Origin of the sequence: Mesorhizobium sp. M0815, assembly GCF_040319995.1 — a bacterium.
Classification (GTDB): Bacteria; Pseudomonadota; Alphaproteobacteria; order Rhizobiales; family Rhizobiaceae; genus Mesorhizobium.
Window position 1 is genome coordinate 299,253 of record NZ_JAMYOU010000003.1, and the last position, 23,875, is coordinate 323,127.

Consider the following 23,875-nt stretch of genomic DNA (forward strand, 5'->3'; position numbering starts at 1 on the left):
CCAGCCCGAGGGCCGTCATTACAGCGTCGGCAGTCCGTGAGCCAGGCGCGCCATCAGGCAGTCGTCATCGCCCGGCATGCAGGCGCGGCAGACGTCGGGACGGATCTCGTAGATGCCGCAGGCGGTCGACTTGCCGACCTCGCCGCACAGTGCCGAACAGCGCGCGCCGTCGCAGCGCATGCCGGCTTCATCGGCAGCCACGTATTTTTGCGGGATAAGGTCGAGTTGCGCGTCATCCTCGGTTGAAAAGCGCGGCCATCTTGACGAGTAGGCGCAGCAGGCGCCACAGGTCTGGCAATCGAAGGCAACCGGATCGGCGCCCTCTTGTGGCGACAAAAAATCCTCTGCGACCGCCAGGGCAAGCAGCCTTGGCGCAGATTTCCGGCCGGCATTTTGCTGCAAGGGTGCTATTTCTTCTTCGGCTTGCGCGGCGGTGCTTCGGCCGGCGACCTGAACAGATCGGTACCCGCTTCGGCGGCTTCACCGGTTTTTGGTGCGGCGGCCGGCTTGGCCGGCTTCACGGCGGCAGCAGGCGCGGCTGGCTGGCCCTTGGCGGAAAACTTGATTGCCATATCAATCCTCGTCAGAGAAACGCGATGATGGCGCATTCGGATTGCGAAGGCGGCCGATGAGCGCCGAAACGGCCGTGATGTTCATTTCTTCGGGCGACCAGTTCCTGGCTTCCTCGATGTGCCGGGGCGCCAGCTCGCGATGCGTGCTGCCACTGTAGGCGGCGTCCTGATAGGTCACGCGCTCGTGCGTCTTGGCGTTTTCCCGGACGTATTCGATCAGATAATTGGGGCATTCGGCACGGCCGCGCACGCCGAGCCGCACCTGGGCATCGCCGTGGACACGCCGGCAGCGCTCGAGCTTTTCGAGCACGCGCCGGACATATTCGACCGGCTTGTCGAGTTCACCCACGACATCGGCGATGGTCGAATCGGCGGCGATCGCCTTTTGAGGCACGCGTTTGGTGGCCATCAGCGTTTGCCCGCGCGTTTCGGCGAGGCCGCGAGCGCTGCCGCCATGTCGTCGGCTTCCTTTTCCAGGCGCAGTTCGCGCAGCCGCGCGGTCTTGGCTTCGCGCGCCTGGCTGACGGCATCCCGTTCGGAATTGATGCGGTCGAGCGACATCGACTGGGTCCGCGTCTTGCTAAAAATGGATTCGGCCTGGTCGCGGGGTCTTTTTGAAGTTGCGGTCAAGGTCTTTCTCCCGGTTCGGAGCGCGCCGCCGAAAAGTGGCGAGACTGGTCTTTCGGCCAGGATCCCGCACAAAGCAATACGGCAGCCGGTTTCAAATTGCTGGAACGTCCTCAGAGACCGTTTGGAAATTCTACTCTGACGGCCGTCTGATGGCCGTCAGAGCGAATTTCGAAACAGCCTCTTAGCACGTCCGGGCCGTCGAGCAGCGCTCTTTCGGCGGTCGAAGCGCAAAAATGAAAAAGGCCAGGCACCGCCTGACCTTCCATGAGAGCGCATGCGCATCCCGAGAGACGCGCAAAGAAACGTTCTTCTCATGCGCATGAACGGGGACTTAACCTCCCGCGATCATGTGCTGGAATTTGCCATTCACCGGTGCCAGTACATCCGTGGTCACCGGTGAGGCTGAATTCCGTTTTAGGCCGCCTTCAACTGGTCGGCGGACATCTTGCCCGACTTGTTGTCGCGGACCATCTCGTAGCCAAGCTTCTGGCCCTCGACGATGTCGCGCATTCCGGCGCGCTCGACGGCTGAGATGTGGACAAAAACGTCGGCAGAACCGTCGTCAGGCTGAATAAAACCAAAACCCTTGGTGGCGTTGAACCATTTAACTGTGCCTGTGCTCATAACGAACCCTTTCCATGGCAAATATTCGTTCGCCGTCATGCGGATGCACAACAACGTTTGTCTCGATTTTGATGGGGAAGTTCGTCAAAGGCGCGCCTCGGCACGCGGATAACAAAAGTCGGTCAAACAAACATCGACAAAATTCTTGTAGACTTCTTTGCGCGCTGTGTCAATTTTTTGATTTGCAACACTCGTGGAGATGCGCGGCGGCGGCAAATACGACAGCGAAAACCGGGCTATTGCCCGCCGAAAAAACCACTTAGCCGGGAACCATTTTGGCGCCGGAGCATTTTTTCGGTGTCGAACGCCGTTCTCGAAAGAGCGATCTTGAGAAAAGGCGGACGATCACCAGGACGCCCCCCGCGCAGATAAAAGGCACGAGGGGCGTTCCTGTGTGATGCGACCATTCGCGCCGCCGCCCCCTGCTCCTCACACCATGCCGCGACTGAGCCCGCCATCCACCGGCAAAGCCACGCCGGTAATATAGGCGGCGGCGTCGCTGGCCAGGAATGCTGCAACCGCACCGAATTCGGCGGGAGTGCCGTAGCGCTTTGCCGGGATATCGGCCTGACTCTCGGCGGCGATCACGGCAGCGTCGACACCCCTGTCGGCGGCGTCCATGGCGTCGAACTGTTTGGTCCGGTCCGTCGCAAAACGGCCAGGCAGCAACAGGTTGACGGTAACGCCGTCCGCCGCCACTTCGCCGGCCAGCGTCTTGGCCCACCCGGCGAGCGACGCACGCAGCGCATTCGAGGCGGTAAGGCCGGGGATCGGCTCGCGGACGGAAGTCGAGGAAACGGCGATGATGCGTCCCCAGCGCCGCGCCCGCATGCCTGGCAGGAAAGAAATGGCAACGCGCATCTGGCTCAGCACCATGCTGGTGAACTGCTTCTCCCAGACGCTCGCATCGAAGACGCTGGCCGCGAAGGGCGGCGGGCCGCCGCCATTGAGCAGGACGATGTCGATCCGCTGATGCTCGTCCTCGACGGCATGGATCAGCCGGGAGACGCTGTCGTGGTCGGAGAGGTCGGCGCTGAAGGTCGAGCAGATGTGGCCGGCGGCCTCGATCGCGCGCCGCGCCACATCCAGGGTCGCCTCCCCTCGTCCGACCAGGATGATCTCGGCGCCTTTCGCCGCGAGCGCTTCGGCAACGCCGAAACCGAGGCCCTTGCCTCCGCCGAGAACAAGCGCCCTCCGCCCCTCAAGATTTGCATCCATCAAGCCAAGCCTCCTGCTGGTTTCACTGGCTATTTCGAGCGACTTCCCTAGCGGACATGCACGATAGCGTCGGCTTCGACCGGAACATTGGCCGGCAAGCCGGCCATGCCGAGCGAGCAGCGGGCGTGCTCGCCACGCTCGCCGAAAACATGGAGCAGAAATTCGGATGCTCCGTTGCCGACCTCCGAATAGGCCGAAAAGCCGGCCGTCGCATTCACATAGACGGTCAGCTTGGCGAATTTCACGACACGGTCAAGATTGCCGTCCAGTTCCTTGTCCAGCCAATAGACGATGTTGGCCGCGCAGAGCCGGGCGGCGTTCTGCGCAGCAGCCAGAACGATCTCTCTGCCGACCTGGCCGATCGCGGCGATCTCCTGCGCGATCTCGGGAATCTGACCGGAGACATAGACGATGTCGGCGACCCGAACCGTCGGCGAGAACGGCAAAGCAGGCCGCTCGAGCGACGGCCAGGCGACACCGAACTCCTCAAATCTTCTTCTGTAGGACAAGGTGGCTGCTCCTGTTTTCGTTCGTGCGAGCGGACCTTGAATTCAGATCGGGCTTTCGGATAGCCTGATAGTGCTGACACAGCTATCAGGAATTCTTATGACTGGAGATATCGACGTCAGGCTGCTGCGTGCCTTCGTCACCGTGGCCGATACGGGAACGGTGAGCCGGGCGGCCGATCGACTTGCCCGCACCCAGGCGGCGGTGAGCATGCAGCTTCAGCGCCTCGAGGGTGAAGTCGGCGCCGAGCTGCTGCGCCGTTCGCCGCGCGGCGTGACGCTGACCGAGGCCGGCGAGATCCTGCTCGCCTTCGCCCGCAAGGCCATCGCGATCGGCGACGATGCCAGGCGCGAGATAGAAGGCCGCAGGCTGGTCGGCCGTGTCCGGCTGGGCATCATCGAGGATTTGGCGGTGACACGGCTGCCGCTGATCATTGCCGACTTCCGCCGCCGGCATCCTTCCGTGGAGATCGAGCTGACATCGGCCAGCAGCGCCGATCTCAGCAAGTCGCTGGGCGAAGGAAAATGCGACATCGTCATGGCCGATCCGGCGCGCTTCACAAAGGCGCCGCGAGGTCATCTGTCACGACAGCTGGTCTGGGCGGCAAGCCGCATGATCGAGATCGATGACGAGGTCGAGCTTCCGCTGGTCATCTTCGAAGGCGCCTGCTCCTGGCAGGACAGAATGCTGGCCTCGCTCGCCGAGGCCGGGCTCGGCTGGAAGATCGGCTGCCGCGTGTCGACTTTCGCGACGCTGATCTCGGCGCTGAGGGCCGGGCTTGGCATCGGCCTTCTGCTGCAGGAAGGACTGCCGCCCGACTGCCAAAGCCTCAACGGACGCTTCAACCTGCCGCCGGCGCCGATGGCGGATTTCGGCGTCTACCTTGCGAGGGACCCGTCCCGGCTGGTCGAGGAGTGTGGCGATTTCCTGCGGGCGGGATTCGAAGTCTAACGAAACGATCCGACGTCATTCACCGTTCCTGGTCGGTCGGGCGGATGACGATCTCGTTGACGTTGACGTGCGCCGGCTGGCTCACGGCGTAGAGAATGGCCGCGGCGATGTCCTCGGCGGCCAGCGCCTCCATGGCGGCGAGCCGCTGGTCGAGCCCAGTCTTCGCCGCCGGATTGGTGATATGGTCGCCGAGCTCGGTGCGCACCAGGCCGGGTTCGATGACGGTGACGCGAACCTTGTCGGAGTAGACTTCGCGGCGCAGCGATTCGGAAAAGCCGACGACGCCGAACTTGGTTGCGGCATAGCCGCTGGCGCCGGGATTGGCGACGCGGCCGGCGACCGACGAGACATTGACGATGTGACCCTTGGCGGCCCTGAGATGCGGCAGCGCCGCTTTGGTGACACCCATCAGCGCCAGCAGGTTGAGCTCGACCATGCGGCGCCAGTCATCGAGCACCGCCTCGGCGGCCGGCGACAGAAGCATCACCCCGGCATTGTTGACGAGGATGTCGAGGCGGCCCCATTCGGCGACAACCTTGTCGACCATGGCGGTGACATCGTCGTTGCTGGTGACGTCGGCCGCGATACGGAGTGCCGTGCCGCCGGCCTTTTCGATACGCGCGGCCAGCGCTTCGAGGCGATCGGCGCGGCGGGCGGCAATCGCCACCTTTGCCCCGGCGGCCGCCAGCGCCACAGCGGTTGCCTCGCCGATGCCCGACGAGGCGCCGGTGACAAGCGCGACCTTGCCGGCCAGTGCGGAAGAAACAGCTGTCATTGTGAAGTCTCCAAAGCCCCTGCCCGATCTTCAGATAGGCCGCGGGCCGCGAAGTGGAAGACCAGCTCGCCGGTTGCTCGGCTCATTCGTCGGGGCCGGGCTCCGGCCATGGCTCCTTCGCCGCCTCCGCATACCAGTGGCGCATCGCCGGCATCGAAAGCACGGCATCGACATAGGCGCGGGTGTCGGGCGCCAGCGTGCCGCCATAGGTGTCGAAGCGGGTGACGACCGGCGCGTACATGGCGTCGGCCGCGGTGAAATGGCCAAACAGGAACGGCCCGCCTTTGCCGTATTTTTCCCGGCATTGCCGCCACAGATCCTCGATGCGCGCCCGTTGCGCCTCACCTTCGGCGTCGAGCGGCTTGTGGCCTTTTGGCCGGCGCAAATTCATCGGCCAGCCATAGCGGACCTCGCGAAAGCCGGAATGCATCTCTGTCGCCGCCGAGCGGGCGTGCGCGCGAGCGCCGATATCGGCCGGCCAGAGCTTCTTGTCGGGAAACAGGTCGGCAAGATATTCAAGGATGGCAAGGGTTTCCCAGACGATCCGGATCTCGCCATTCGGCAGCCGATGGTTCAGCACCGGCACCTGGCCGGTCGGCGATATCCTGGCCAGATTGGCGGCGGTCTCGGGCGTGCGCAGGCGCACAAAACCTTCCTCGAACGGTATCTCCAGATGCTTCATCGCCAGCCATGGCCTCAGTGACCAGGACGAGAAGCATTTGTTGCCGATGAAGAGCGTGAATTCAGCCAAGATGGTCTCTCCGTGTCGAGCCCAGCGGCTCAGTTTGCTTGTGCCGCGGCCAATTGTGCCCCCGGCGTGACGCCGGCGCGAGCGCGGATGGCGGCGACCGCCTTGGTGATATCCGTATTGACCAGCAGCGCCTCGCGACCGGCCGCGATGGTGAGGTCGACCTGATCGACCGGCAATTTCAGCCGCGTCGGGACAGCGTTCAGCTTGGCCTGTGTCGCCTGGTCGAGGTCGGCAAAGGACAGATATTGGACCACGAGTTCAACATCGCGGCAATCCCAGCCGGCAGTCGAGCCGCGATAGGCAGCCACGGTCGAGGTCGGCAAAGCACAGCGGTAGCGGACCAATTCACCGCGCCATTGCGAGACGGCCAGCTTCAGTGCGTCGGCTTCGTCGCGCACCGCGGCCGCCATGGTGGTGCTCGTCACGGCGTCGAGCAACTCGCTAAGCCGCGGTCCGTGGATAGACTTGGCCCAGCTCACGTCGTTGTCGGCGCCGGCGTCGGCAACGATGAAAAGCAGCGTCCTCAACCGGACAGCGGCGGCCGGCGACAGCGGACCATAGGGGGTGCCGGCGGCGGAGCGCTCCAGGGTAAAGCCGGTGACGCCGAGATTATCGGTCAGACCACCGTCCAGCAATTTCACATAGTCGAGGGGATCGGCGTTTTGATAGGAATCGAGCGCGCTGGCATAGGCCTTGAGCCTGATCGAGGCATTGTGATCGGCCAGTGCCCGGCTCAACCATTGCGGCCTGCGGTAGCCGCAATCCGGGCTGGTGGCGGAAACCACGATCGGCGCGAAGACCACCGGCACGGCAGCGGAAGCCGCGACCGCATCAGCCAACCGCATCTTGTCGAGATCGCTACAAAGCGCCGCGAAAGTGTCGTAGCTGAACAGAAATGGCGTGCGGTTATAGATATCGGACGCGTTGATCCAGATGATGGGCCGGTCCGGCTTGGCGAACGCCTCGAATGTCGCATCGTCGAAGAGATTGTCGTTCAGCCATTTGGCAAAACCGCTGCGGTCATTGACGCCGCCATAGTAGGCGCGGACAAGGTTGAACGGCGACAACCTTGTTCGAAGGTCGGCCTCAGCATTCTGGATCAGGAACCGTTCGCGAAAGTCGCGGTAGCCGTCCTCGCCCTTGTAGCCGAAATAGGCGGCAGTCACCGCGCCGCCTGATGCACCGGAAATCATCCTGATGTCATCGACCAGCGTGCGCCGCCGCGGCTGCTCGTCGATGACGATGTCGTCCAGCGCCCGCAGAACGCCGTAGGAGAAGGCCGCGGCCCGGGTGCCGCCACCGGAGAAGGCGAGGCCGAGCACAGTCGAGCCGTCGTCGCCCGGATCTGGAATGAAAGCCGGCGACGGCCTGCCGGCTTCGGGCGTAAAGACGTTGATCGGCCCGACATCATCGGCGACGCAGCCTGCCAAAAGCATGGACGTCGCAACGGCACAGGCAAGGCGAAAACGCATCGAAATCCCCCCGGGCAGAGCCTAGCCGCATTACCGCGCCGGGTGCAACCGGTTGTCCGGCGATGCATGGAACCGAAGCGGTGCCTGACCGTTTGCCTCGCAAATAAAACTCCCGAACTCCAGGAGATGCGCGATGGTGAACAAGGATCAGGTGGCAGGCGTCGCCAAGCAAGCCAAGGGCTCGGTCAAGCAGGCCGCCGGCAAGGCCACCGGCAACAGGCGCACCGAGGCCGAAGGCGACGTCGACAAGGCGACCGGCAAGATGCAGAAGGCTTACGGCGACGTGAAGGACAAGGTGAAGAAGGCGCTTTGACACTGGCCCCCTTCGCGAACCAGGAAAAAGGTGGCTCGGCCGCCTTTTTTGCGCCCTCTCTTACCGTAAGAAAGTCAGGCTTTTGCTGTATGCATTGGTGAAGGTGACCTCGCCATGATTTCCGGCGGCTTCGCCCAGCACCACATCCATGCTGTTTCCGGTCACCCGCGCCAAGGCAAAGCCGCCCATGAAGGCGGCCTTCGGTTTGAACAAGTCGAGCCCGTCACGGCGGTAGATCATCGGCGTTGCGTGCTGGTGGCCATGGAAGATGCCGACGACATTGTAGCCTTTCAGCACGGCCAGCAGCGCCTGCCTGTCGACTTCGCTCCACCAATGCGGCGGACCCGTGCCGCTGTCGTCGAAGGTTCTCTCGGCGGCGTCCCATCTTTCGATCGAAAAAGTATCCCAGCCATAATGCTGGAACAGGATGACCGGGCGGCCGTCGCCGGCATAGGTCGCCAGATCCTGCTTCAGCCATGGCAGGCTGTTGGCGGCGCCGTGGCCGGTATCGCCGGCAAAACGGTGCGTCTGGACAAGATGCAGACCGCCCCAATCCCATGAATAGCAGTCGGTCTCGACGTCGTAGTCGGTCGCCGGCGCAGGCGGCTTGAAGAACACGCCGGGGCGGTGGTTGACCTCGACATAGTCGCGCATTTCGCGGCGGTACCAGTCGACATGCGAGCGCGGGCCGTTCTGGTCGAGGTCGTGGTTGCCGAGGCCGACATAGACGGGCATGTGCACACGGTCGGGGCCGACGCCCTGCTGGTAGCGCTGGCTGAACTGAAGCAGCTGCGTGCCCTCGCTGGGCTGGGTGATCTGGCCGCCGCCGTCATCGGTGATGTCGCCGCCGACGACGAGGCCGAGCGGCGTGCCGATGTTGCCCGTCGAGCGCAGGCCGGTGGCAACGCCTTCGATTTCAGCCGGCCATTGTCTGTCACCGACGCCGTTGAGTGCGGCGACGTTGCGCAGCAAGGCAGCGTCGGTCTTGCCCTCCTGCTCGCAATGCGGGCTCAATCCGTTCGCCATTCGGCAGGCATGGACATCAGCGATAAACAGGAAGGTGGCGTCGATCGGCGGGATGCGCTGCCCGGTCTGGCCGAAGGCCGGGCGCGAAACGGCGCCGGCCGCGGCAACGGCCGCTGCCTGCATCAGGAAGCTGCGCCGAGAAACCGGTAGGGCGGGAATGCGATGCATCATGCGCTAAAATTCAGCACGACGCGGATCGGCAGTCCAGTTGCTCGCAAAGTATGTCGACACGTTCTCCCAGGTCTGGCATTGCTTTCGGCATTCAACTTGCGCGGGCAGAGGAGGACGGCATGAAAACTGCATCCATCGGCATGACAATGGCCATTCTGGCGGTGACGAGCGCAGCGCATGGCGCCGAGTGCATCGACGTCAAATCGGCCAAGGCCGGCTTCATTCTCGAAAGGCCTGGCATCCACAGCGAATTTCGACCGGCAGCGGGCGGAATGGTGGCCGTTGCCAACAAATACCAGTCGCAATCGCCGCAGTCGCAGTACCTGTTCGGCGGACTGATCGAGGTGTTTCGCGACAGCAGCACGGGGCAGCTGGCGATGATCCCGTTTTCCGATCTCAGGAAGGTGTTCCCGCTGAAGGCGGGGGCTAAGAACAAGATCGTGTTTGCCCGCCTCGCACCGAACAAGCCGCCGAAGGGCACCGAGACGCTGGAGATCAACGTCAAGGGCAAGGAGACGTTCAGCCTGGGTGAATGCAAATACTCCGTGCTCGCGGTCAAGCAGACGATCAGGAGCGAGGCCGGCGAGACGCGGGACGAGTTTACCGCGCTTTACGCACCCGACTTGCAGGCAGTTGTGGCCAGGCGCTATGACGAGGGCACCAGCGCCGAAAGCGTGGTCGGCTACGAGCTGATCAAGCCGCTGCCGAATTAAGAGCTCGGCCTCCCCACCTCGGTCATAGTGAGCGACGGCGGCGCCTCTGTCCTGCCGGCGTCAAGGGGCTTTGTGGAGTATCCTGCGACGTCGCCTCGTGACTCCCTGTTCCAAGGCCATCAGGCAGTCGCGCAGCACTCTTGTGTCCTGTGCGGTCTTGGCCATCGACATGGCGCCGGAATAGGTGGCGACGGCGAGCGCTGCGAAGCGCTGCGGATCGGTGCCCTGCTCCCGGCCCGCCTGCTGGTCGGCCCTGATCTTGTCGGCAATCGCCTGACGCCAGGCCGAAAAAATGTCGGCAAGGGCAATGCGGAAATCCGGATCGGCAAGCGACAGTTCGTGCGCCAGATTGTTGAGCGGGCAGCCGCGCACGAATCCCTGCTGCTCCAGCTCCGCCGCGACGGCCGCGAACACGGCGCGCACGCCCTCCCGCGCCGAGCCGGCCCTCCGCACTGGCGCGATCCAGGTCTCCTCGACGGCGGCGGCGACCCGCTCTTCGATGACTGCTAGCGCCAGCGCCTTCTTGGTCGCGAAATGGTGGTGCAGCGCGCCGCCGGTGACGCCCGCCGTCGCCATCAAGTCGCCCATGCTGGAGGCGTGATAGCCGCGTGCCTGAAACGCCTCTTCGGCGACATCGAGCACCTTTTTGCGCATGCCTTCGGGGTCATTGGTGCGTTTTTTAGCCCGCGCCTTTGGGCGGGCTGTGGTCTCTGCTGACATTTCCACACGATAGCAGATTGACAAAACAGGACAACCGGTCTGTTTTATAAAACAGGATGACTATCCTGTTTTTGAGATCGAGCGATGAACCTGCCTTTGAATGCCGCGCCTAAATCCGATCTGCTCGCCTCGCCCGTCGTCGAACTTCGGCAATACACGCTGAAACCTGGCCGACGCGAGACGCTGATCGGCATCTTCGACAATCATTTGATCGAGGGCCAGGAAACCGCGGGGATGACCATCATCGGCCAGTTCCGCGACCTCGACCGGCCAGATATGTTCGTCTGGTTGCGCGGCTTCGACGGCATGATCGCGCGGAAGCATGCGCTGGCCGCCTTCTATGACGGGCCGGTCTGGGCGGCCTGGCGCAACGCCGCCAACGCCACGATGATCGATTCCGACGACGTGCTGCTGCTGAAACCGGCTTGGCCGGGCGCCGGCTTCGACCTCTCGGGATCGCAACGAGTACCCCAGACGGATCTCGAAGAACCAAGCACAAGCAGTGCTTTGCAGGCAATTGTTGTCATCAGGATTCATCATTTGCGACCGGGCCTCGAAGCCGGCTTCGCCAGGGATTTCCAGACCGGGGCTCTTCCGGTTCTTGCCGCACTTGGCGGACAACCGCTCGCCGCCTTCGTCACCGAGCATGCCGAAAACAGCTTTCCGCGGCTGCCGGTGCGGGCCAGCGAAAACGTCTTCATCAGCGTCACGGGTTTCGACAGCGCCGAGGCGCATACCCGCCACGAGGCGGCCTTGGCCGCCTCCCCAGACTGGCAGGCGCTTCAGCAGACCGTACAACGGGAATTCGCCAGGCCCGCGGAGGTTTTGCGTCTGTTACCGACGGCGCGATCGCTGCTCGGGCAGCACCCAATTTCGGTATGAACCAACATCGTCGACGCCTCCTACGTCGCCGGAGCCTCCTGGTTCATGCCTGAAAGTGTCTGGCATGGATCGCCTGGTAACGCGCCGTCCATGCGGTTGCCTGCTCCAGGTCAAGGGAAACGCGCAGCAGACGGTGATCCTCGTTCTTGCGGCCAATGAGCTGGATGCCAATCGGCAGGCCGCCTTTCGACTGGAACAGCGGCAGGCTGGCGGCCGGTTGGCCGGTGACGTTGAAGATTTCCGTGAAAGGCGCAAAGCCGTAAGCCCGGCTCGCCCAAGCCTCGTAATCAAAGAGAGCACCATCGCCATGGATGGCGCCAAGCCGGGGCGGCAGGCCGGCCGTGGTCGGCGTCATGATCAGGTCGAACGCATCGAACGCCCTCGCCATCGCCAGCGAAGCGCTGTGCACATGGTCCTGCGCCCTGAGATAGTCGGCGGCCGAGGACCGTCGAAAACAGTCGAGCGCGTGACGACTGAGGCTTTCGATTTCGCCGGCCCCCGGCATCCGCCCGATCTCGTCGGCGCGCTCGTCAACCAGCCGCGCGACCTCCGACATCCAGAAGATGCTCCAGTCCGCTTCGGCGCTGCCTTCCCGCGGGAAACGCGCCTGTGTGACCTCGTGCCCCATATCCTCGAGGAGGACCATGGCTTGACGTAATTTTTCCTCGATCTCGGGCGCGACCGGCGCGCCATCCGGCCGGTGCGCCAGGCACGCGACGCGCAGATGCTCGCCGGGCGAAGACAGCCAGTCCAGGTAGGACGGCACCGATTTTGACACGGAGTAAGGCGCTCCTTGTTCTGGACCGGCAGTTATGTCCAGCATGGCGGCGCTGTCGCGAACGGTGCGGGACAGGACGTTGTCGGCGTAGAGCCCGGCGCCGACCTGACCTCGACAGGGGCCGACAGGCGTGAGTCCGCGCGACGGCTTCATGCCGAACACGCCGCAACAGGCAGCCGGCACCCGGATCGAGCCGCCGATATCGGAACCGTGGGCGACCGCCACCATGCCGCTTGCCACCGCGGCAGCAGCTCCACCGCTTGAGCCGCCCGCCGTCAGCGAAAGATCCCAAGGGTTCAAGGTGGGGCCGCGAAAGCTGGGTTCGGTGACGAAGTCATTGGCGAATTCAGGCGTGTTTGTCTTGCCCAGCAAGATCAGACCGGCGGCCCGCCATCGCCGGACGATCTCGCTGTCGGGTTTCGGCGCGGCATCCTTGAAGTAGAGCGACGAGTGCGTCGTCGGCCACTCCCGCACATTCACGCCGGTGTCCTTGACCAGGAAAGGAATGCCGGCGAGTGCGGCGTGCCGGTTGCAGCTTGCCGCCGCGGAAAGCGCCCGGTCCGCATCGATCAGTGTCACGGCATTGATGGCGGGATTGATGCTTTGGATTGCTTCGATAGCCGCCTCGACGACCTCGACAACGGACAGTTCGCCCGAACGAACGTGCCCGGCCAGGGCGACGGCATCCAACGCCACATATTCGGAAAGGTTCATGACTGCTCTCAGCCCGGACTGCCGGTCGCGTCGGCCGTCGACTGGGATCCAGCTTTACTCCGGACCTTGAAATATCGGGCGATGGCTGCCGCGACCAATGCCGGATCCTCCCAGTGCGGGTTATGCCCGCACCGCGCCGCGCCCACGAACTCCGCGGCAGGGATTTCTTCGAGGAGCCGCTGTTGGTGCGTTTCGTCGAAGAGCAGGTCGCGCCCGCCAGCAATGACAAGCGCCGGCAGGCGCAGCGTACGCGCCTTGTCGGTAAGATCGACGCGCCGAACCTGCTCCAGGATTGCTCGCCAAAGTGCCGCCGGCATGGCTGACGCCTCCTTTGCAACCATGGTCAGGAAGTCCGCTGGAACCTCGGCCTCGCAGGCATGCCAATAGTCATAGAACGGATCGGCCGGCGATATCGGGTCTCGAAGTGCCCGCACACCAATGGTCATCGGGTGATACTCACCGATCTGCGGCCGCACCGTTCCGGCCATCAGCACCAGGCCGCCAATCATCTCTGGATAGCGCGCTGCTGCCTCGATCGCCACCATACTGCCCAAGGAATGCCCGACCAGAACCGGCCGCTCGAGGCGCAACCGCTCGATCAAACTCACCACATCTTCCGCGAAATCCGCTGACGCGAAGCCGCGTGTCCCGGCCGGCGAGGCGCCATGCCCGCGCAGGTCTGGGATGATAAGCCGGCGCCCGGCGAGATGCGGCGCCAGCAAGGAGAAGCTGCGGCTCGTGTCGGAGAAGCCGTGCACCAGCACCAGCGCGGGCTCCTGCCCGGCGATTTCGACGCAGGCCGTTTCAGTGCAGCCGGCACCGACCTTGCGCTTGCGGCCGTTCCAGCCAGCCTGATCGACCGATATCAAAGGCCGAGCTGCTGCTTGACCGCGTCGAGCGCGGGCTTGCCATCGAATGTGGTGACACCGGCAAGCCAGGCGCCGAGCCTATCCGGATTCCCTTTGATGGCCTTCAGGCCGGCTTCCTCCGGCTTCAGGCCGTCATTGATGAGATAGCCCATGCCGAGATTTTCGAAATCGACGTCGAAGGCGAGGTTCTTCAGCAACTGCCCGACATTCGGGCATTGCTGCAGATAGCCCTTGCGCACCTGCGTCGTCACCGTCGCGGCGCCGAAGTTCGGGCCATAGAACTTGTCGCCGCCGCTCAGATATTTGAAGTCGTACATCGTGTTCATTGGATGCGGCGCCCAACCCTGGAAGACGATGAAGCGCTTTTCCTTGATCTCGTAGCCGACCTCGGAAAGCATGCCGGCTTCACTCGATTCGACGACCTGCCAGCCATCGAGGCCCAGCGACTTATCGGCGATGGCGTCCATCATCAGCTGGTTCGAGCCCGGCTCGATGCCATACATCTTCCTGCCGAATTTGTCGGCGAACTTTTGCAGGTCGGCAAAATCCTTGACGCCGGCCTCCCAGACGTAAGTCGGCACGGCAAAGGTGTATTTGGCGCCGACGAGATTGACGCGCACATCGTCTACCGAGCCGTCCTTCTTATAGGGCTCGTAATAGGTGATCATCGCCGGATCCCAATAGCCAAGGAACACGTCCAAATCATTGTTCTTCAAGGATTCATAGATGACGTTGATGCCCAGAAGCGAGCTTGCCGGCTTGTAGCCGAGCGCATCGAGCAAGACGCTGGTGACGCCTGTGGTGAAGGCAAGGTCGTTCCATCCAGGCTCGGCCATGCGCACGACCTTGCATTGTTCAGGTTCAGCCGCAAAGACCGGCTGGGTCGCCAGTAGGACCCAGAGCGAGGCGCCTATTCCAAGGCTACGAAGCATTTCGGTTCTCCTCATTTCACCAACGGTGTTGACCATTCGGTCCTTATATTGTCCCACCGGTCAATTCTTGATCTCGGCGGACGAAAATGTCAACGTCGGTTTTCGATGCATGGATCCGGCCCGTGAAACTCAAGCGCCTCAGCGACATACGCCGCAAAGAGCTGCGGCAAGCCGCCTTTGCCGTGCTTCAGCGCGAAGGCATAGCTGGCGCCACCATAGAAAAAGTGGCGGCACAGGCCGGCGCGTCGAAGGGTATCGTGCTGCATTATTTCAACAGCAAGCGGGAGCTGTTCGAGCATGCCATGCGCGAATCGAACCTGGTGCTGCGGCATGCGGTGGTCGAGCGGCTGAGACAGGCGCGCACGCCAATGCAACGGATAGAGGCCATCATCGAAGGCAATTTCGAGCCGCATCTCTTCCAGCCGTCCCTCTGCCACGCCTGGCTTTCGCTTTGCGCGGAGGTGCCGCGCGACGAAAAGCTTGCCCGCATCCAGAAGGTGATCCATGCGCGCATGCGCTCCAACCTGCTATCTGGCCTGCGCGGTCTGGCGCCGGCACGCGATGCTGACGAGATCGCTTTCGGCGTCACCGCCCTGATCGACGGGCTGTGGTTGCGGCTTGGCCTGCAGCCAGGCAGCGTCACGCGTGAACAGGCCATTCATCAGGTCAAGGATTTCGTCGCTACGCGGCTGGCTGTTCGGCGCGGTGCAGCCGCTGCCGAATAGACAGGCGCATCAGCCGAAAGTTCATATTGTAGGATAGGCCGGCGGCTTGACCACAATTGGCAACGGCGCTGTTCTGCTTATCAGACAAGACGGCAATGCGCGGGAGTGTTGGATGAGACTAGGCGGCAAACGGGCACTGGTCACCGGCGGCTCGGACGGGATCGGGCTGGCAATCGCCGAGGCTTTCTTGCGCGAAGGCGCGGACGTGCTGATCGTCGGCCGCGACGGCAAAAAACTCGACGCCGCCCGCAAGCAGCTCGGGGATAATGTCGACACGCTGTCGGCCGACCTGTCGGCCAGCGCCGGCATCGATGCCGTGGTCGAGCATGCCAGGCGCGGCCCACCTGTCGATATCCTCGTCAACAATGCCGGCGTAGCGTTCCTTGTGCCGTTCGAGACCGTCAGCGAGGACCAGTTCCAGCAGTCATTCGCGCTCAACGTCACGGCGGTATTCTTTCTCACCCAACGGCTGTTGCCGCATCTCGCGCCGGGTGCGGCTTCGGTGATCAACATCTCGTCCTATTTCGCGCACAAGATGATCCCGAAGCGGCCGTCCAGCCTCTATTCGCTGTCGAAGGGCGCGCTCAATTCGCTGACCAAGTCGCTCGCCTTCGAGCTCGGGCCGCGCATAAGGGTCAACGCGATCGCGCCCGGCACGGTCGACACAGCGATGCGGCGCAGGTCGATCGAAAACCTGCCTGAGGCCGCGCAAGCCGAGCCCAAGGCCTATGTCGAGCGCAGCTATCCGCTCGGCCGCATCGGCCGGACCAGCGACCTTGCCGGCATCGCGGTCTATCTCGCCAGCGACGAAGCGGCAAGGACCAGCGGCGGAATCTTCGCCGTGGATGGAGGATACACGGCGGGGTAAGGTTGCGATCTCCCCCCTCGAGGGGGAGATGGCCGGCAGGCCAGAGGGGGTCGTCTCGCGTGGAACACCAGCCTGTTCCGTCCGCTATGGGAGTTGCGTCAAGACCTACCGCCCCCCCTCTGTCGCCTTCGGCGACATCTCCCCCTCAAGTGGGGAGATTGCCAGCACCTTCAACCGATTTGCATTCCCGTCACCCGCAATCTCCGCTTGAAGGCATTTGTGCAACGCGATACGCCGTTTGCAAATTGCAAACCGGAGAGACTTCGTGAGCGCGCCAGAGACCAGAACCGAAACCGACACGTTCGGTCCCATCGAGGTCGCCGCCGACCGCTATTGGGGCGCGCAGGCGCAGCGTTCGCTTGCCAATTTCAAGATCGGCTGGGAGAAACAGCCGGCGTCGATCGTGCGGGCGCTGGGCATCGTCAAGCGGGCGGCAGCGGAGGCCAATATGGAGCTGAAGCGGCTCGATCCGGCGATCGGCAAGGCCATCGTCGAAGCCTCCCAGGAGGTCATCGACGGCAAGCTGAACGAGCATTTCCCGCTGGTCGTCTGGCAGACAGGCTCAGGCACCCAGTCCAACATGAACGCCAATGAGGTGATTTCCAACCGGGCGATCGAGCTTTTGGGCGGCGTCATGGGATCGAAGAAGCCGGTGCATCCCAACGACCACGTCAACATGAGCCAGTCGTCGAACGACACCTATCCGACCGCCATGCACATCGCCTGCGCCGAGCGCATCACTCACGACCTGCTACCGGCGCTAAGACATTTGCATACGGCACTCGAGGCCAAGACCAGGGCTTTCGCCCACATCGTCAAGATCGGCCGCACCCACACCCAGGACGCGACGCCGCTGACGCTCGGCCAGGAATTCTCGGGCTACGCGGCGCAGGTCGCCTCATCGGTCAAGCGCATCGAGATGACCCTGCCCGGCCTGCAGGAGCTAGCACAGGGCGGCACCGCGGTCGGCACCGGTCTCAACGCGCCGGTCGGTTTCGCCGAAAAGGTGGCGGCGCGCATCGCCGCGATCACCGGCATCGATTTCGTCACCGCGCCGAACAAGTTCGAGGCGCTGGCCGCGCATGATTCCATGGTCTTCTCGCACGGCGCTATCAATGCCTGCGCGGCGGCGCTGTTCAAGATCGCCAACGACATCCGCCTGCTCGGCTCCGGCCCGCGTTCGGGCCTCGGCGAATTGTCGCTGCCGGAAAACGAACCGGGCTCCTCGATCATGCCGGGCAAGGTCAATCCGACCCAATGCGAGGCGATGACGCAGGTTTGCGTGCAGGTGTTCGGCAACAATGCGGCGATCAGCTTCGCCGGCAGTCAGGGCCATTTCGAGCTCAACGTATACAATCCGCTGATGGCCTATTGTTTCCTGCAATCGGTACAGCTGCTGGCCGACGCTTCCGTGTCGTTCACCGACAATTGCGTCGTCGGCATCGAGGCCCGCGAAGACAACATCAAGGCAGCACTCGACCGTTCGCTGATGCTGGTGACGGCGCTTGCGCCGACGATCGGCTATGACAACGCCGCCAAGATCGCCAAGGCGGCGCACAAGAACGGCACCACGCTGCGCCAGGAAGCGCTGGCCACCGGGCTGGTCAGCGAAGCCGATTATGAGCGGCTGGTGCGGCCGGAGGACATGACGCATCCAGGCTAGGGCGTTGATATGCCTGGATCTCAACACCCATGTTGATCGCGAAAACGTTACCTTGGTGAACAATCCGTAACCAATCTGGCATCTTTGGTGAACAGTCGGCCTGCGCTAACTAGACGGGTATCCCAAGCCGTTTGGCCAAACCCTTCTGGAGAGTTACGCATGTCCACCAACACGTCCGCCAATACTTCGTTTGCCGGTTCCGGCACCGCCGCCGGCGCCTCGGGCACGATCCTGCTCGGCCGCATCCTGCTTTCGGTCATCTTCCTGCTTTCCGGTTTCGGCAAGCTGACGGCGATTGCCGGCACCGCCGGCTATTTCGGCAGCCTTGGCCTGCCGCTGCCGATGGTGACCGCCATTGTCGTCGGCCTTATCGAACTGCTTGGCGGCCTGGCCATCCTCGTCGGCTTCCAGACCCGGATCGTCGGCTGGGTAATGGCGATCTTCACCGTCGCCACCGCGCTGGTTGCCCACACGGGCTGGGCCGATCAGATGCAGATGATCAATTTCATGAAGAACCTCGGCATTGCCGGCGGCTTCCTCGTGCTCGCCTCCTCGGGCCCAGGCGCGTATTCGATCGACGCCAAGCGCGGCTGAAGCAGTCCAGCATTTCCTGAACAAAAGGGGCGCGGAATTTTCCGCGCCCCTTTTTCGTTGTCGTTTGTGCCTGTCGGTCCGCTGACCGGAATTCTGCTAGGATCGGGCTCTTGGCCACCCGGCCGACAACGGAGGTTACCATGCCCCGCAATGCGCTGCTTTTGCTTTCCCGACTGCTGTTCGCCGCACTGTTCGTGCCGTCCGGCTTCCACGCGCTGACCGACATTGCCGGCACGACCGGCTATTTCGCCGGCCTTGGCCTGCCGCTGCCGACGCTGGCTGCCTGGGGCACCGGGCTGTTCGAACTGATCGCCGGGCTGCTAATCCTCGTCGGCTTCAAGACGCCGATCGTGGCGCTGCTGCTCGCCGCCTTTTGCGTCGCGACAGCGTTCATCGGCCACTATGGCCAGGGCGGCGGCGATCCGACGCTGACCTTTATGCATTCGCAGATGCTGATGAAGGACATCGCGATATCAGGCGGTTTTCTGGCGCTGGCGATGGCTGGCGCGGGTGCATGGTCGGCCGACGGCCGGATGGCTGCAGGGACTGGCTAAGCTGCCGCCCGGCTCGGCTCATTTGCTGTCGAGAAAGACGAACTCCGCAAGCCTGGTTATGTTTATGGGCTGAGAGAGGAAGCCCCCATGCCCCATTCGGCCGACGCTGATGGTCAGGCAAACCTGTCTGCTTTGTACCGCGATCGGCAACCATTCATATCCATATTGATCTGCGCCCTTGGGGGAGTAGCTCCGAAGATTGCTGTCAATCGCGACATACAGGTAGTTGCGCAGTTGGATCAGGCTTGCCCTCTTAACGTATGGCAACAGGTCGATTCGGCCCGCGACAGGCTCAAGAAAGTTGCCGAGGGGCTGATGAACGGACACGGTTCGATCGACAGCGCCAGGACAGAGATTAACGTCCGCATAAAACGTGTTCATCGAAATCGATCTTTGAAATTTGATCATTTCGTCGCTTATTCTAAATACAAAATAGTTTATCTTTTGCCCGCTTTTAGGTTTTAGAAAACCTGTGAGCAAATTGAACAGTGTTTTTCCGTCTGCGGCTTTTGGATAACTCTTGTCAAACTCAAACGCGCCTTTTGCAGCAACGGAAACCTTGGAAACCGTCTGAGCTCTGGCCGCGTCGAAAATCAACAATGGCAGGATGGAAAGCAGCAGCAGGATTTGACTGGATTTCACGATCTTCTCCCAAGCGTGGAGCTCGCAGCGAATTGCCACATGCAATTGGCGTCGTGCCTGAAACTACTTCACTGAAATACTAGGCCCGCCCTCGACCGCCAGCACCAGCCGGCGGTTGGTGACCTTTGCCAGCTGTGCCAACCGGCCGGCCGGCCGCTCGCCGTAGAGGTCGGACAGCGACGCCGGCAGCACCAGCGCCAGCACGCCATTGCCGCGGTTTTCCCATTTCAGCCGCGGCATGACGCCGGGCATTGCCGCCGTCAGGAGATAGACGACGCGCAGCAGCGCCGCCAAGACGCGGGCGCGCTCGAGATAGCGCGGCGTCGCCAGCCCGCGGATTTCCGGCGCGGCTTCATTGAACACGCCCTCGTGGCGAAACAGGCTGACAAGCGCCAGGAAGGCGCGGCCGGGATGGTCGACGCCGATGAACGAGGCGTGGGCGATGATGTTGAGCGATTGCTTGCCGCGATATTCGGGATGGGCACGCCAGCCGATATCGGCGAGCAGGCAGGCGGCGTGGCGGTAGCGCGCCTCATCCCTGGTTTCGTCGATGCCGAAGGCAGCGAAGGCCTTACCGGTCCATTCGACAAGCTCATGCGCGTGGTCGACCGATCGCGAGCGCAGGCGGGCAAGCTCTTCCGCCGCCGAGATCAGCGGATCGGCTTTCTGTTCGGCCTTGTCGAGCAGCGAATAGAGAAAGCCCTCGCGCACGCCCAGCGCCGACACGATGATCTTCGACGGCTGCATCGCCGCCATGATCTCCTGCAGCACGATGGCGCCGTAGGGCAGCAGCGAGCGGCGGTTCTTGGAGACGCCCTCGATGCCCTTGACCTTATCGATCTCGGCTTTGGCGACCTGCCGGAGGAAGCTCGCGGCGCTTTCGATGCCGATCTCGTAATGGTGCATGACGCCGAGCGGGTAGTTGGTCATTTCCATGTGCAGACGGGCGAGGTTTCGCCAGGTGCCGCCGACCGTGTAGAAGGCCCTGCCCTGTCCGCCCTTCAGCAATTTCGCCCGCGCCAGTTGCTCGCGCGTGATCTTTGCCGCCTGGGTCAGCGAGTTCTTCGCCATGTCCTGCAGGCGCAAGCCGCCCAACGGCAGGGTGATGCCGTCACCGATCGCCTCGCCGTCGATATCGATCAGTTCGAGGCTGCCGCCGCCAAGATCGCCGGCGATGCCGTTGGCCGGGTGGAAACCGGAGATGACGCCGAGCGCCGAATAATGGGCTTCCTCGCGGCCGCTCAGCACCTGGATCTCGGTCTTGAGTACATCCTCGGCGCGGTGGATGAAGTCGGGGCCGTTGACCGCCTCACGGGCGGCGGCGGTCGCCAACACATACATGCGCTCGGCGCCGGCCTGGTCGGAGAGCGCGCGGAAACGGCGGAACTCTTCCATCGAGCGCGTCACCGCCTCGGGATCGAGCTTTCCGGTCGAAACGATGCCGCGGCCGAGGCCGGCGAGCATCTTTTCGTTGAACAGCAAGGTCGGCGAGCGCGCCAGCCCTTCATAGATGACAAGACGGATCGAGTTCGACCCGATATCGATGATGGACAGCGGTCGGCGGTCCTGAAGCCGGCCCTGGGACGCTGAAATCATCAGCCCGTCGCTGCGTTCTGTTTCTTGCGGCGCTTGAACTGCGCGATGCGCTTGGGCGCATGCGACTTCAACGCATCGCCCCGTCCGGACAGGCTCGGATTGGTCATGAAATATTCCTGCGCGTTGAACGGTTCCTCGCCCTCCTCCAGCACAACGCGCCGGGAGGTTCCGTCAGCCAATACGTCGAAACTTTGCTGGTTGTCCATGATGTTGCCGAGCATGATCTGGCCGAGCACCTGTTCATGCACAGTTGGATTGGTGATCGGCACCATGGTCTCGACCCGGCGGTCGAGATTGCGCGGCATCAAATCGGCCGAGGAGATGTAGACGATCGCCCCGTCCGAGGGCAGGCCGTGGCCGTTGCCGAAGCAATAGATGCGGCTGTGCTCGAGGAAGCGGCCGACGATCGACTTCACCCTTATGTTCTCCGACAGGCCCGGCACCTGCGGTCTCAGGCAGCAGATGCCGCGCACGACGAGATCGATCTCGACGCCGGCGCGGCTGGCATCGTAGAGCGCATCGATGATGATCGGATCGACCAGCGCATTCATCTTCATCCAGATGCGAGCCGGCCTGCCATCCAGCGCGTGGCCGATCTCGTCCGAAATATGCTTGAGGATGCGGTTGCGCAGCGTGAACGGCGATATGGCCAGCCGCATCTGCTCGGCCGGCTCGGCATAGCCGGTGATGAAATTGAACAATTGCGCGACATCGCGCGCGATCGTCGGATCGGTGGTGAAGAAGGACAGGTCGGTGTAGATGCGCGCGGTGACCGGGTGGTAATTGCCGGTGCCGAGATGCACGTAATTGCGTAGCCTGCCATCCTCGCGCCGCACCACCAGCGACATTTTCGCGTGGGTCTTCAGCTCGAGAAAGCCGAAGACGACCTGGACTCCGGCGCGCTCGAGGTCGCGCGCCCAGCGGATGTTGGCCTCCTCGTCGAAGCGCGCCTTGAGCTCGACCAGCGCCGTCACCGACTTGCCGGCCTCGGCGGCGTCGACCAAAGCCCGCACGATCGGGCTGTCGTTGGAGGTGCGGTAGAGCGTCTGCTTGATCGCCACCACTTCCTGATCGGCCATCGCCTGGCGCAGGAACTGCACCACCACGTCGAAGGATTCGTAGGGGTGGTGGACGATGATGTCCTTCTCGCGGATGGCGGCAAAGCAATCGCCACCATGCTCGCGGATGCGCTCCGGGAAGCGCGGATTGTAGGGCGTGAACTTCAGATCGTCGCGAGCGACGGCGACGATCTCCGAGATCTGGCTAAGCGCCAGCGGCCCGGTAAGCACGCTGATGCGGCTGGCCGAGACGCCAAGCTCGCCGGCGACGAAGTCGCGCAATTCGGACGGCATCAGCCTGTCGAACTCGATCCGGATGACCGAGCCGCGGCGGCGACGCTTCAGCGCCGTCTCGAACAGCCGCACCAGATCTTCGGATTCTTCCTCGACCTCGATATCGCTGTCGCGGATGATGCGGAACGTGCCGGAGCCCTTGACCTCATAGCCGGGGAACAGCTTGCCGATGTAGAGACTGACCGCCTCTTCGAGCGGAACGAAGCGGACGTGATGCTTGCGATCCGGCAAGCGGATGAAGCGCCTCAGCGCTACCGGCAGGCGCAAAAGCGCGCTCATTTCCTCGCCGTTCTTGCGGTGGCGCAATTGCAGCGCCATCGAGAAACCGAGATTGGGAATGAACGGAAACGGATGCGCTGGGTCGATCGACAGCGGCGTCAGGACCGGAAACACCTGCTCCTGGAAATGGTCCTCGAGCCAGGTCTTCTCGTCCTTGGTCAGCGCATCGCGGGTGATGCTCTCGATGCCTTCCTTGTTGAGCTGCAGCATCAGCGCCGAAAGGCTGTTCTGCTGGTCCTCCTGCAGGCGCTCGACCTCGCGCAACAGCTGTTCGAGCTGCTGCTCGGGGGTGCGCCCGTCCGGGCTCTTCAGCACGATGCCCTCGCGCACCTGGCCGGCAAGACCGGCGACGCGGACCATGAAGAACTCGTCGAGATTGGCCGCCGATATCGACAGGAAGCGAACGCGCTCGAGCAGCGGATGATTGGCGTTCAGCGATTCCTCGAGCACGCGCCGATTGAATTGCAGCCAGGAAAACTCGCGGTTGACGAAGCGGTCAGGATTGCCGCCTTCGCGGCTCGCAGCCTCGATGGTGATGAATTCGTTCTGGACCGGCTTCAGTTCGTTCATAGTTCCTGCTCTTCTCACACCCGTCCGCGGATTACGGTGTTAACCGGCTTAACTTATCCTCTGACAGGCTTTTGCGACAGTTTCATTTCATCGATCTTGCAAAGAGACGGGTTATGATCCAGATGCAATCGACAAGATCAGGAGACGACGATGGCAGGCGGTTCCATTCCCCATTTCCAGAACGATGCGGGCTATCCGGCAATCGACATCGGCGTCAAGGAATTCATGTGCACCGGCGCCAATCCGCCTTTCGACCATCCGCATGTATTTCTCGACATGGGCGACGACAATGAAAAGGTCTGCCCCTACTGCTCGACGCTCTATCGCTATTCGCCGAAGCTGAAGGCATTGGAAACGGTGCCGCCGGGCTGCCTTTATATCGACCAGGCCGCCTGATTCTCCTGCGACAAGCCT

Annotated in this window: 28 protein-coding genes; 10 read left to right on the plus strand and 18 right to left on the minus strand. The window is 62.9% G+C overall.

Annotated elements, in window-relative coordinates:
• Positions 1–18 precede the first annotated feature (18 nt).
• The 7 genes from NKI01_RS06455 to NKI01_RS06485 form a co-directional block, all read right to left on the minus strand.
• Entirely contained in the window at positions 19–336 is a 318-nt protein-coding gene (locus NKI01_RS06455; protein ID WP_036245865.1) for a YkgJ family cysteine cluster protein, read from the minus strand.
• Between the two features lie 71 nt (positions 337–407).
• Positions 408–572 carry a hypothetical protein gene (locus NKI01_RS06460; protein ID WP_023722752.1) on the minus strand — a complete coding sequence of 55 codons (165 nt, stop codon included), beginning with the start codon at positions 570–572 and terminating at the stop codon, positions 408–410.
• 1 nt (position 573) lies between these two features.
• Positions 574–981, minus strand: a complete 408-nt coding sequence (locus tag NKI01_RS06465) for a hypothetical protein (protein ID WP_023722751.1) — start codon at positions 979–981, stop codon at positions 574–576.
• Positions 981–1,202, minus strand: a complete 222-nt coding sequence (locus tag NKI01_RS06470; RefSeq protein WP_031195260.1) for a hypothetical protein — start codon at positions 1,200–1,202, stop codon at positions 981–983. Before NKI01_RS06470 ends, NKI01_RS06465 begins: the two co-directional genes overlap by 1 nt.
• A 414-nt stretch (positions 1,203–1,616) precedes the next feature.
• Positions 1,617–1,826, minus strand: a complete 210-nt coding sequence (locus NKI01_RS06475; protein WP_010915421.1) for a cold-shock protein — start codon at positions 1,824–1,826, stop codon at positions 1,617–1,619.
• 429 nt (positions 1,827–2,255) lie between these two features.
• Positions 2,256–3,044 carry an SDR family oxidoreductase gene (locus NKI01_RS06480; RefSeq protein ID WP_023722748.1) on the minus strand — a complete coding sequence of 263 codons (789 nt, stop codon included), beginning with the start codon at positions 3,042–3,044 and terminating at the stop codon, positions 2,256–2,258.
• Positions 3,045–3,091: 47 nt separating this feature from the next.
• On the minus strand, positions 3,092–3,553 hold the full coding sequence (locus NKI01_RS06485) for a RidA family protein (RefSeq protein ID WP_352962323.1): 462 nt from the start codon (positions 3,551–3,553) through the stop codon (positions 3,092–3,094).
• Positions 3,554–3,650: 97 nt separating this feature from the next.
• Here NKI01_RS06485 and NKI01_RS06490 point away from each other — a divergent pair, with 97 nt between their 5' ends.
• Positions 3,651–4,502 carry a LysR family transcriptional regulator gene (locus NKI01_RS06490; RefSeq protein ID WP_352481751.1) on the plus strand — a complete coding sequence of 284 codons (852 nt, stop codon included), beginning with the start codon at positions 3,651–3,653 and terminating at the stop codon, positions 4,500–4,502.
• A gap of 19 nt (positions 4,503–4,521) precedes the next feature.
• On the opposite strand, the gene NKI01_RS06495 is transcribed toward NKI01_RS06490, so the two are convergent.
• The 3 genes from NKI01_RS06495 to NKI01_RS06505 form a co-directional block, all read right to left on the minus strand.
• On the minus strand, positions 4,522–5,277 hold the full coding sequence (locus NKI01_RS06495; protein WP_023722745.1) for an SDR family NAD(P)-dependent oxidoreductase: 756 nt from the start codon (positions 5,275–5,277) through the stop codon (positions 4,522–4,524).
• An 82-nt stretch (positions 5,278–5,359) separates the two neighbouring features.
• Positions 5,360–6,028: a glutathione S-transferase family protein gene (locus NKI01_RS06500; protein ID WP_023722744.1), complete on the minus strand. Its 669-nt coding sequence runs from the start codon at positions 6,026–6,028 to the stop codon at positions 5,360–5,362.
• Between the two features lie 29 nt (positions 6,029–6,057).
• The gene (locus NKI01_RS06505; RefSeq protein WP_023722743.1) at positions 6,058–7,500 is read right to left on the minus strand and encodes a patatin-like phospholipase family protein; all 1,443 of its coding nucleotides are present in this window, start codon (positions 7,498–7,500) and stop codon (positions 6,058–6,060) included.
• 133 nt (positions 7,501–7,633) lie between these two features.
• On the opposite strand from NKI01_RS06505, the gene NKI01_RS06510 reads away from it, so the two are divergent.
• Positions 7,634–7,813 carry a CsbD family protein gene (locus NKI01_RS06510; protein ID WP_352481754.1) on the plus strand — a complete coding sequence of 60 codons (180 nt, stop codon included), beginning with the start codon at positions 7,634–7,636 and terminating at the stop codon, positions 7,811–7,813.
• A 60-nt stretch (positions 7,814–7,873) separates the two neighbouring features.
• On the opposite strand, the gene NKI01_RS06515 is transcribed toward NKI01_RS06510, so the two are convergent.
• On the minus strand, positions 7,874–9,010 hold the full coding sequence (locus tag NKI01_RS06515; RefSeq protein WP_352481755.1) for a metallophosphoesterase: 1,137 nt from the start codon (positions 9,008–9,010) through the stop codon (positions 7,874–7,876).
• Positions 9,011–9,129: 119 nt separating this feature from the next.
• Between NKI01_RS06515 and NKI01_RS06520 the strand changes: the two genes are divergently transcribed.
• A complete protein-coding gene (locus NKI01_RS06520) occupies positions 9,130–9,723 on the plus strand; it encodes a hypothetical protein (protein WP_023722740.1) in 594 nt (197 codons plus the stop codon).
• Between the two features lie 60 nt (positions 9,724–9,783).
• Here the strand turns inward: NKI01_RS06520 and NKI01_RS06525 are convergent, their stop codons facing one another.
• Positions 9,784–10,377, minus strand: coding sequence for an LmrA/YxaF family transcription factor (locus tag NKI01_RS06525; RefSeq protein WP_023722739.1), 594 nt, complete (start codon positions 10,375–10,377; stop codon positions 9,784–9,786).
• Positions 10,378–10,527: 150 nt separating this feature from the next.
• Between NKI01_RS06525 and NKI01_RS06530 the strand changes: the two genes are divergently transcribed.
• Positions 10,528–11,325, plus strand: a complete 798-nt coding sequence (locus tag NKI01_RS06530; protein WP_352481757.1) for an NIPSNAP family protein — start codon at positions 10,528–10,530, stop codon at positions 11,323–11,325.
• Positions 11,326–11,368: 43 nt separating this feature from the next.
• Here NKI01_RS06530 and NKI01_RS06535 read toward each other — a convergent pair whose 3' ends face one another.
• From NKI01_RS06535 to choX, 3 genes are all read right to left on the minus strand, one after another.
• On the minus strand, positions 11,369–12,817 hold the full coding sequence (locus NKI01_RS06535) for an amidase (RefSeq protein ID WP_352481758.1): 1,449 nt from the start codon (positions 12,815–12,817) through the stop codon (positions 11,369–11,371).
• An 8-nt stretch (positions 12,818–12,825) separates the two neighbouring features.
• Positions 12,826–13,581, minus strand: coding sequence for an alpha/beta fold hydrolase (locus NKI01_RS06540; protein ID WP_352962324.1), 756 nt, complete (start codon positions 13,579–13,581; stop codon positions 12,826–12,828).
• A 101-nt stretch (positions 13,582–13,682) separates the two neighbouring features.
• The gene (gene choX / locus NKI01_RS06545) at positions 13,683–14,618 is read right to left on the minus strand and encodes a choline ABC transporter substrate-binding protein (protein ID WP_352962325.1); all 936 of its coding nucleotides are present in this window, start codon (positions 14,616–14,618) and stop codon (positions 13,683–13,685) included.
• A gap of 86 nt (positions 14,619–14,704) precedes the next feature.
• On the opposite strand from choX, the gene betI reads away from it, so the two are divergent.
• The 5 genes from betI (at position 14,705) to NKI01_RS06570 (ending at position 19,022) form a co-directional block, all read left to right on the plus strand.
• Positions 14,705–15,343: a choline-binding transcriptional repressor BetI gene (gene betI / locus NKI01_RS06550; RefSeq protein ID WP_352541621.1), complete on the plus strand. Its 639-nt coding sequence runs from the start codon at positions 14,705–14,707 to the stop codon at positions 15,341–15,343.
• Positions 15,344–15,455: 112 nt separating this feature from the next.
• Complete coding sequence (locus tag NKI01_RS06555) at positions 15,456–16,211, plus strand: SDR family NAD(P)-dependent oxidoreductase (RefSeq protein WP_352962328.1); 756 nt, start codon at positions 15,456–15,458, stop codon at positions 16,209–16,211.
• Positions 16,212–16,476: 265 nt separating this feature from the next.
• Positions 16,477–17,874, plus strand: coding sequence for a class II fumarate hydratase (gene fumC, locus NKI01_RS06560; protein ID WP_352817510.1), 1,398 nt, complete (start codon positions 16,477–16,479; stop codon positions 17,872–17,874).
• Positions 17,875–18,033: 159 nt separating this feature from the next.
• Complete coding sequence (locus NKI01_RS06565) at positions 18,034–18,468, plus strand: DoxX family protein (protein ID WP_352501902.1); 435 nt, start codon at positions 18,034–18,036, stop codon at positions 18,466–18,468.
• Positions 18,469–18,608: 140 nt separating this feature from the next.
• Positions 18,609–19,022: a DoxX family protein gene (locus NKI01_RS06570; RefSeq protein WP_352588583.1), complete on the plus strand. Its 414-nt coding sequence runs from the start codon at positions 18,609–18,611 to the stop codon at positions 19,020–19,022.
• A gap of 18 nt (positions 19,023–19,040) precedes the next feature.
• On the opposite strand, the gene NKI01_RS06575 is transcribed toward NKI01_RS06570, so the two are convergent.
• The 3 genes from NKI01_RS06575 to NKI01_RS06585 form a co-directional block, all read right to left on the minus strand.
• On the minus strand, positions 19,041–19,664 hold the full coding sequence (locus NKI01_RS06575) for a hypothetical protein (RefSeq protein WP_352588586.1): 624 nt from the start codon (positions 19,662–19,664) through the stop codon (positions 19,041–19,043).
• A gap of 63 nt (positions 19,665–19,727) precedes the next feature.
• Positions 19,728–21,260 carry an exopolyphosphatase gene (ppx, locus tag NKI01_RS06580; RefSeq protein WP_352962330.1) on the minus strand — a complete coding sequence of 511 codons (1,533 nt, stop codon included), beginning with the start codon at positions 21,258–21,260 and terminating at the stop codon, positions 19,728–19,730.
• A complete protein-coding gene (locus NKI01_RS06585) occupies positions 21,260–23,461 on the minus strand; it encodes an RNA degradosome polyphosphate kinase (protein WP_352495566.1) in 2,202 nt (733 codons plus the stop codon). Before NKI01_RS06585 ends, ppx begins: the two co-directional genes overlap by 1 nt.
• Positions 23,462–23,611: 150 nt before the next feature.
• Between NKI01_RS06585 and NKI01_RS06590 the strand changes: the two genes are divergently transcribed.
• Positions 23,612–23,857 carry a zinc-finger domain-containing protein gene (locus NKI01_RS06590; protein WP_023722726.1) on the plus strand — a complete coding sequence of 82 codons (246 nt, stop codon included), beginning with the start codon at positions 23,612–23,614 and terminating at the stop codon, positions 23,855–23,857.
• Positions 23,858–23,875 lie beyond the last annotated feature (18 nt).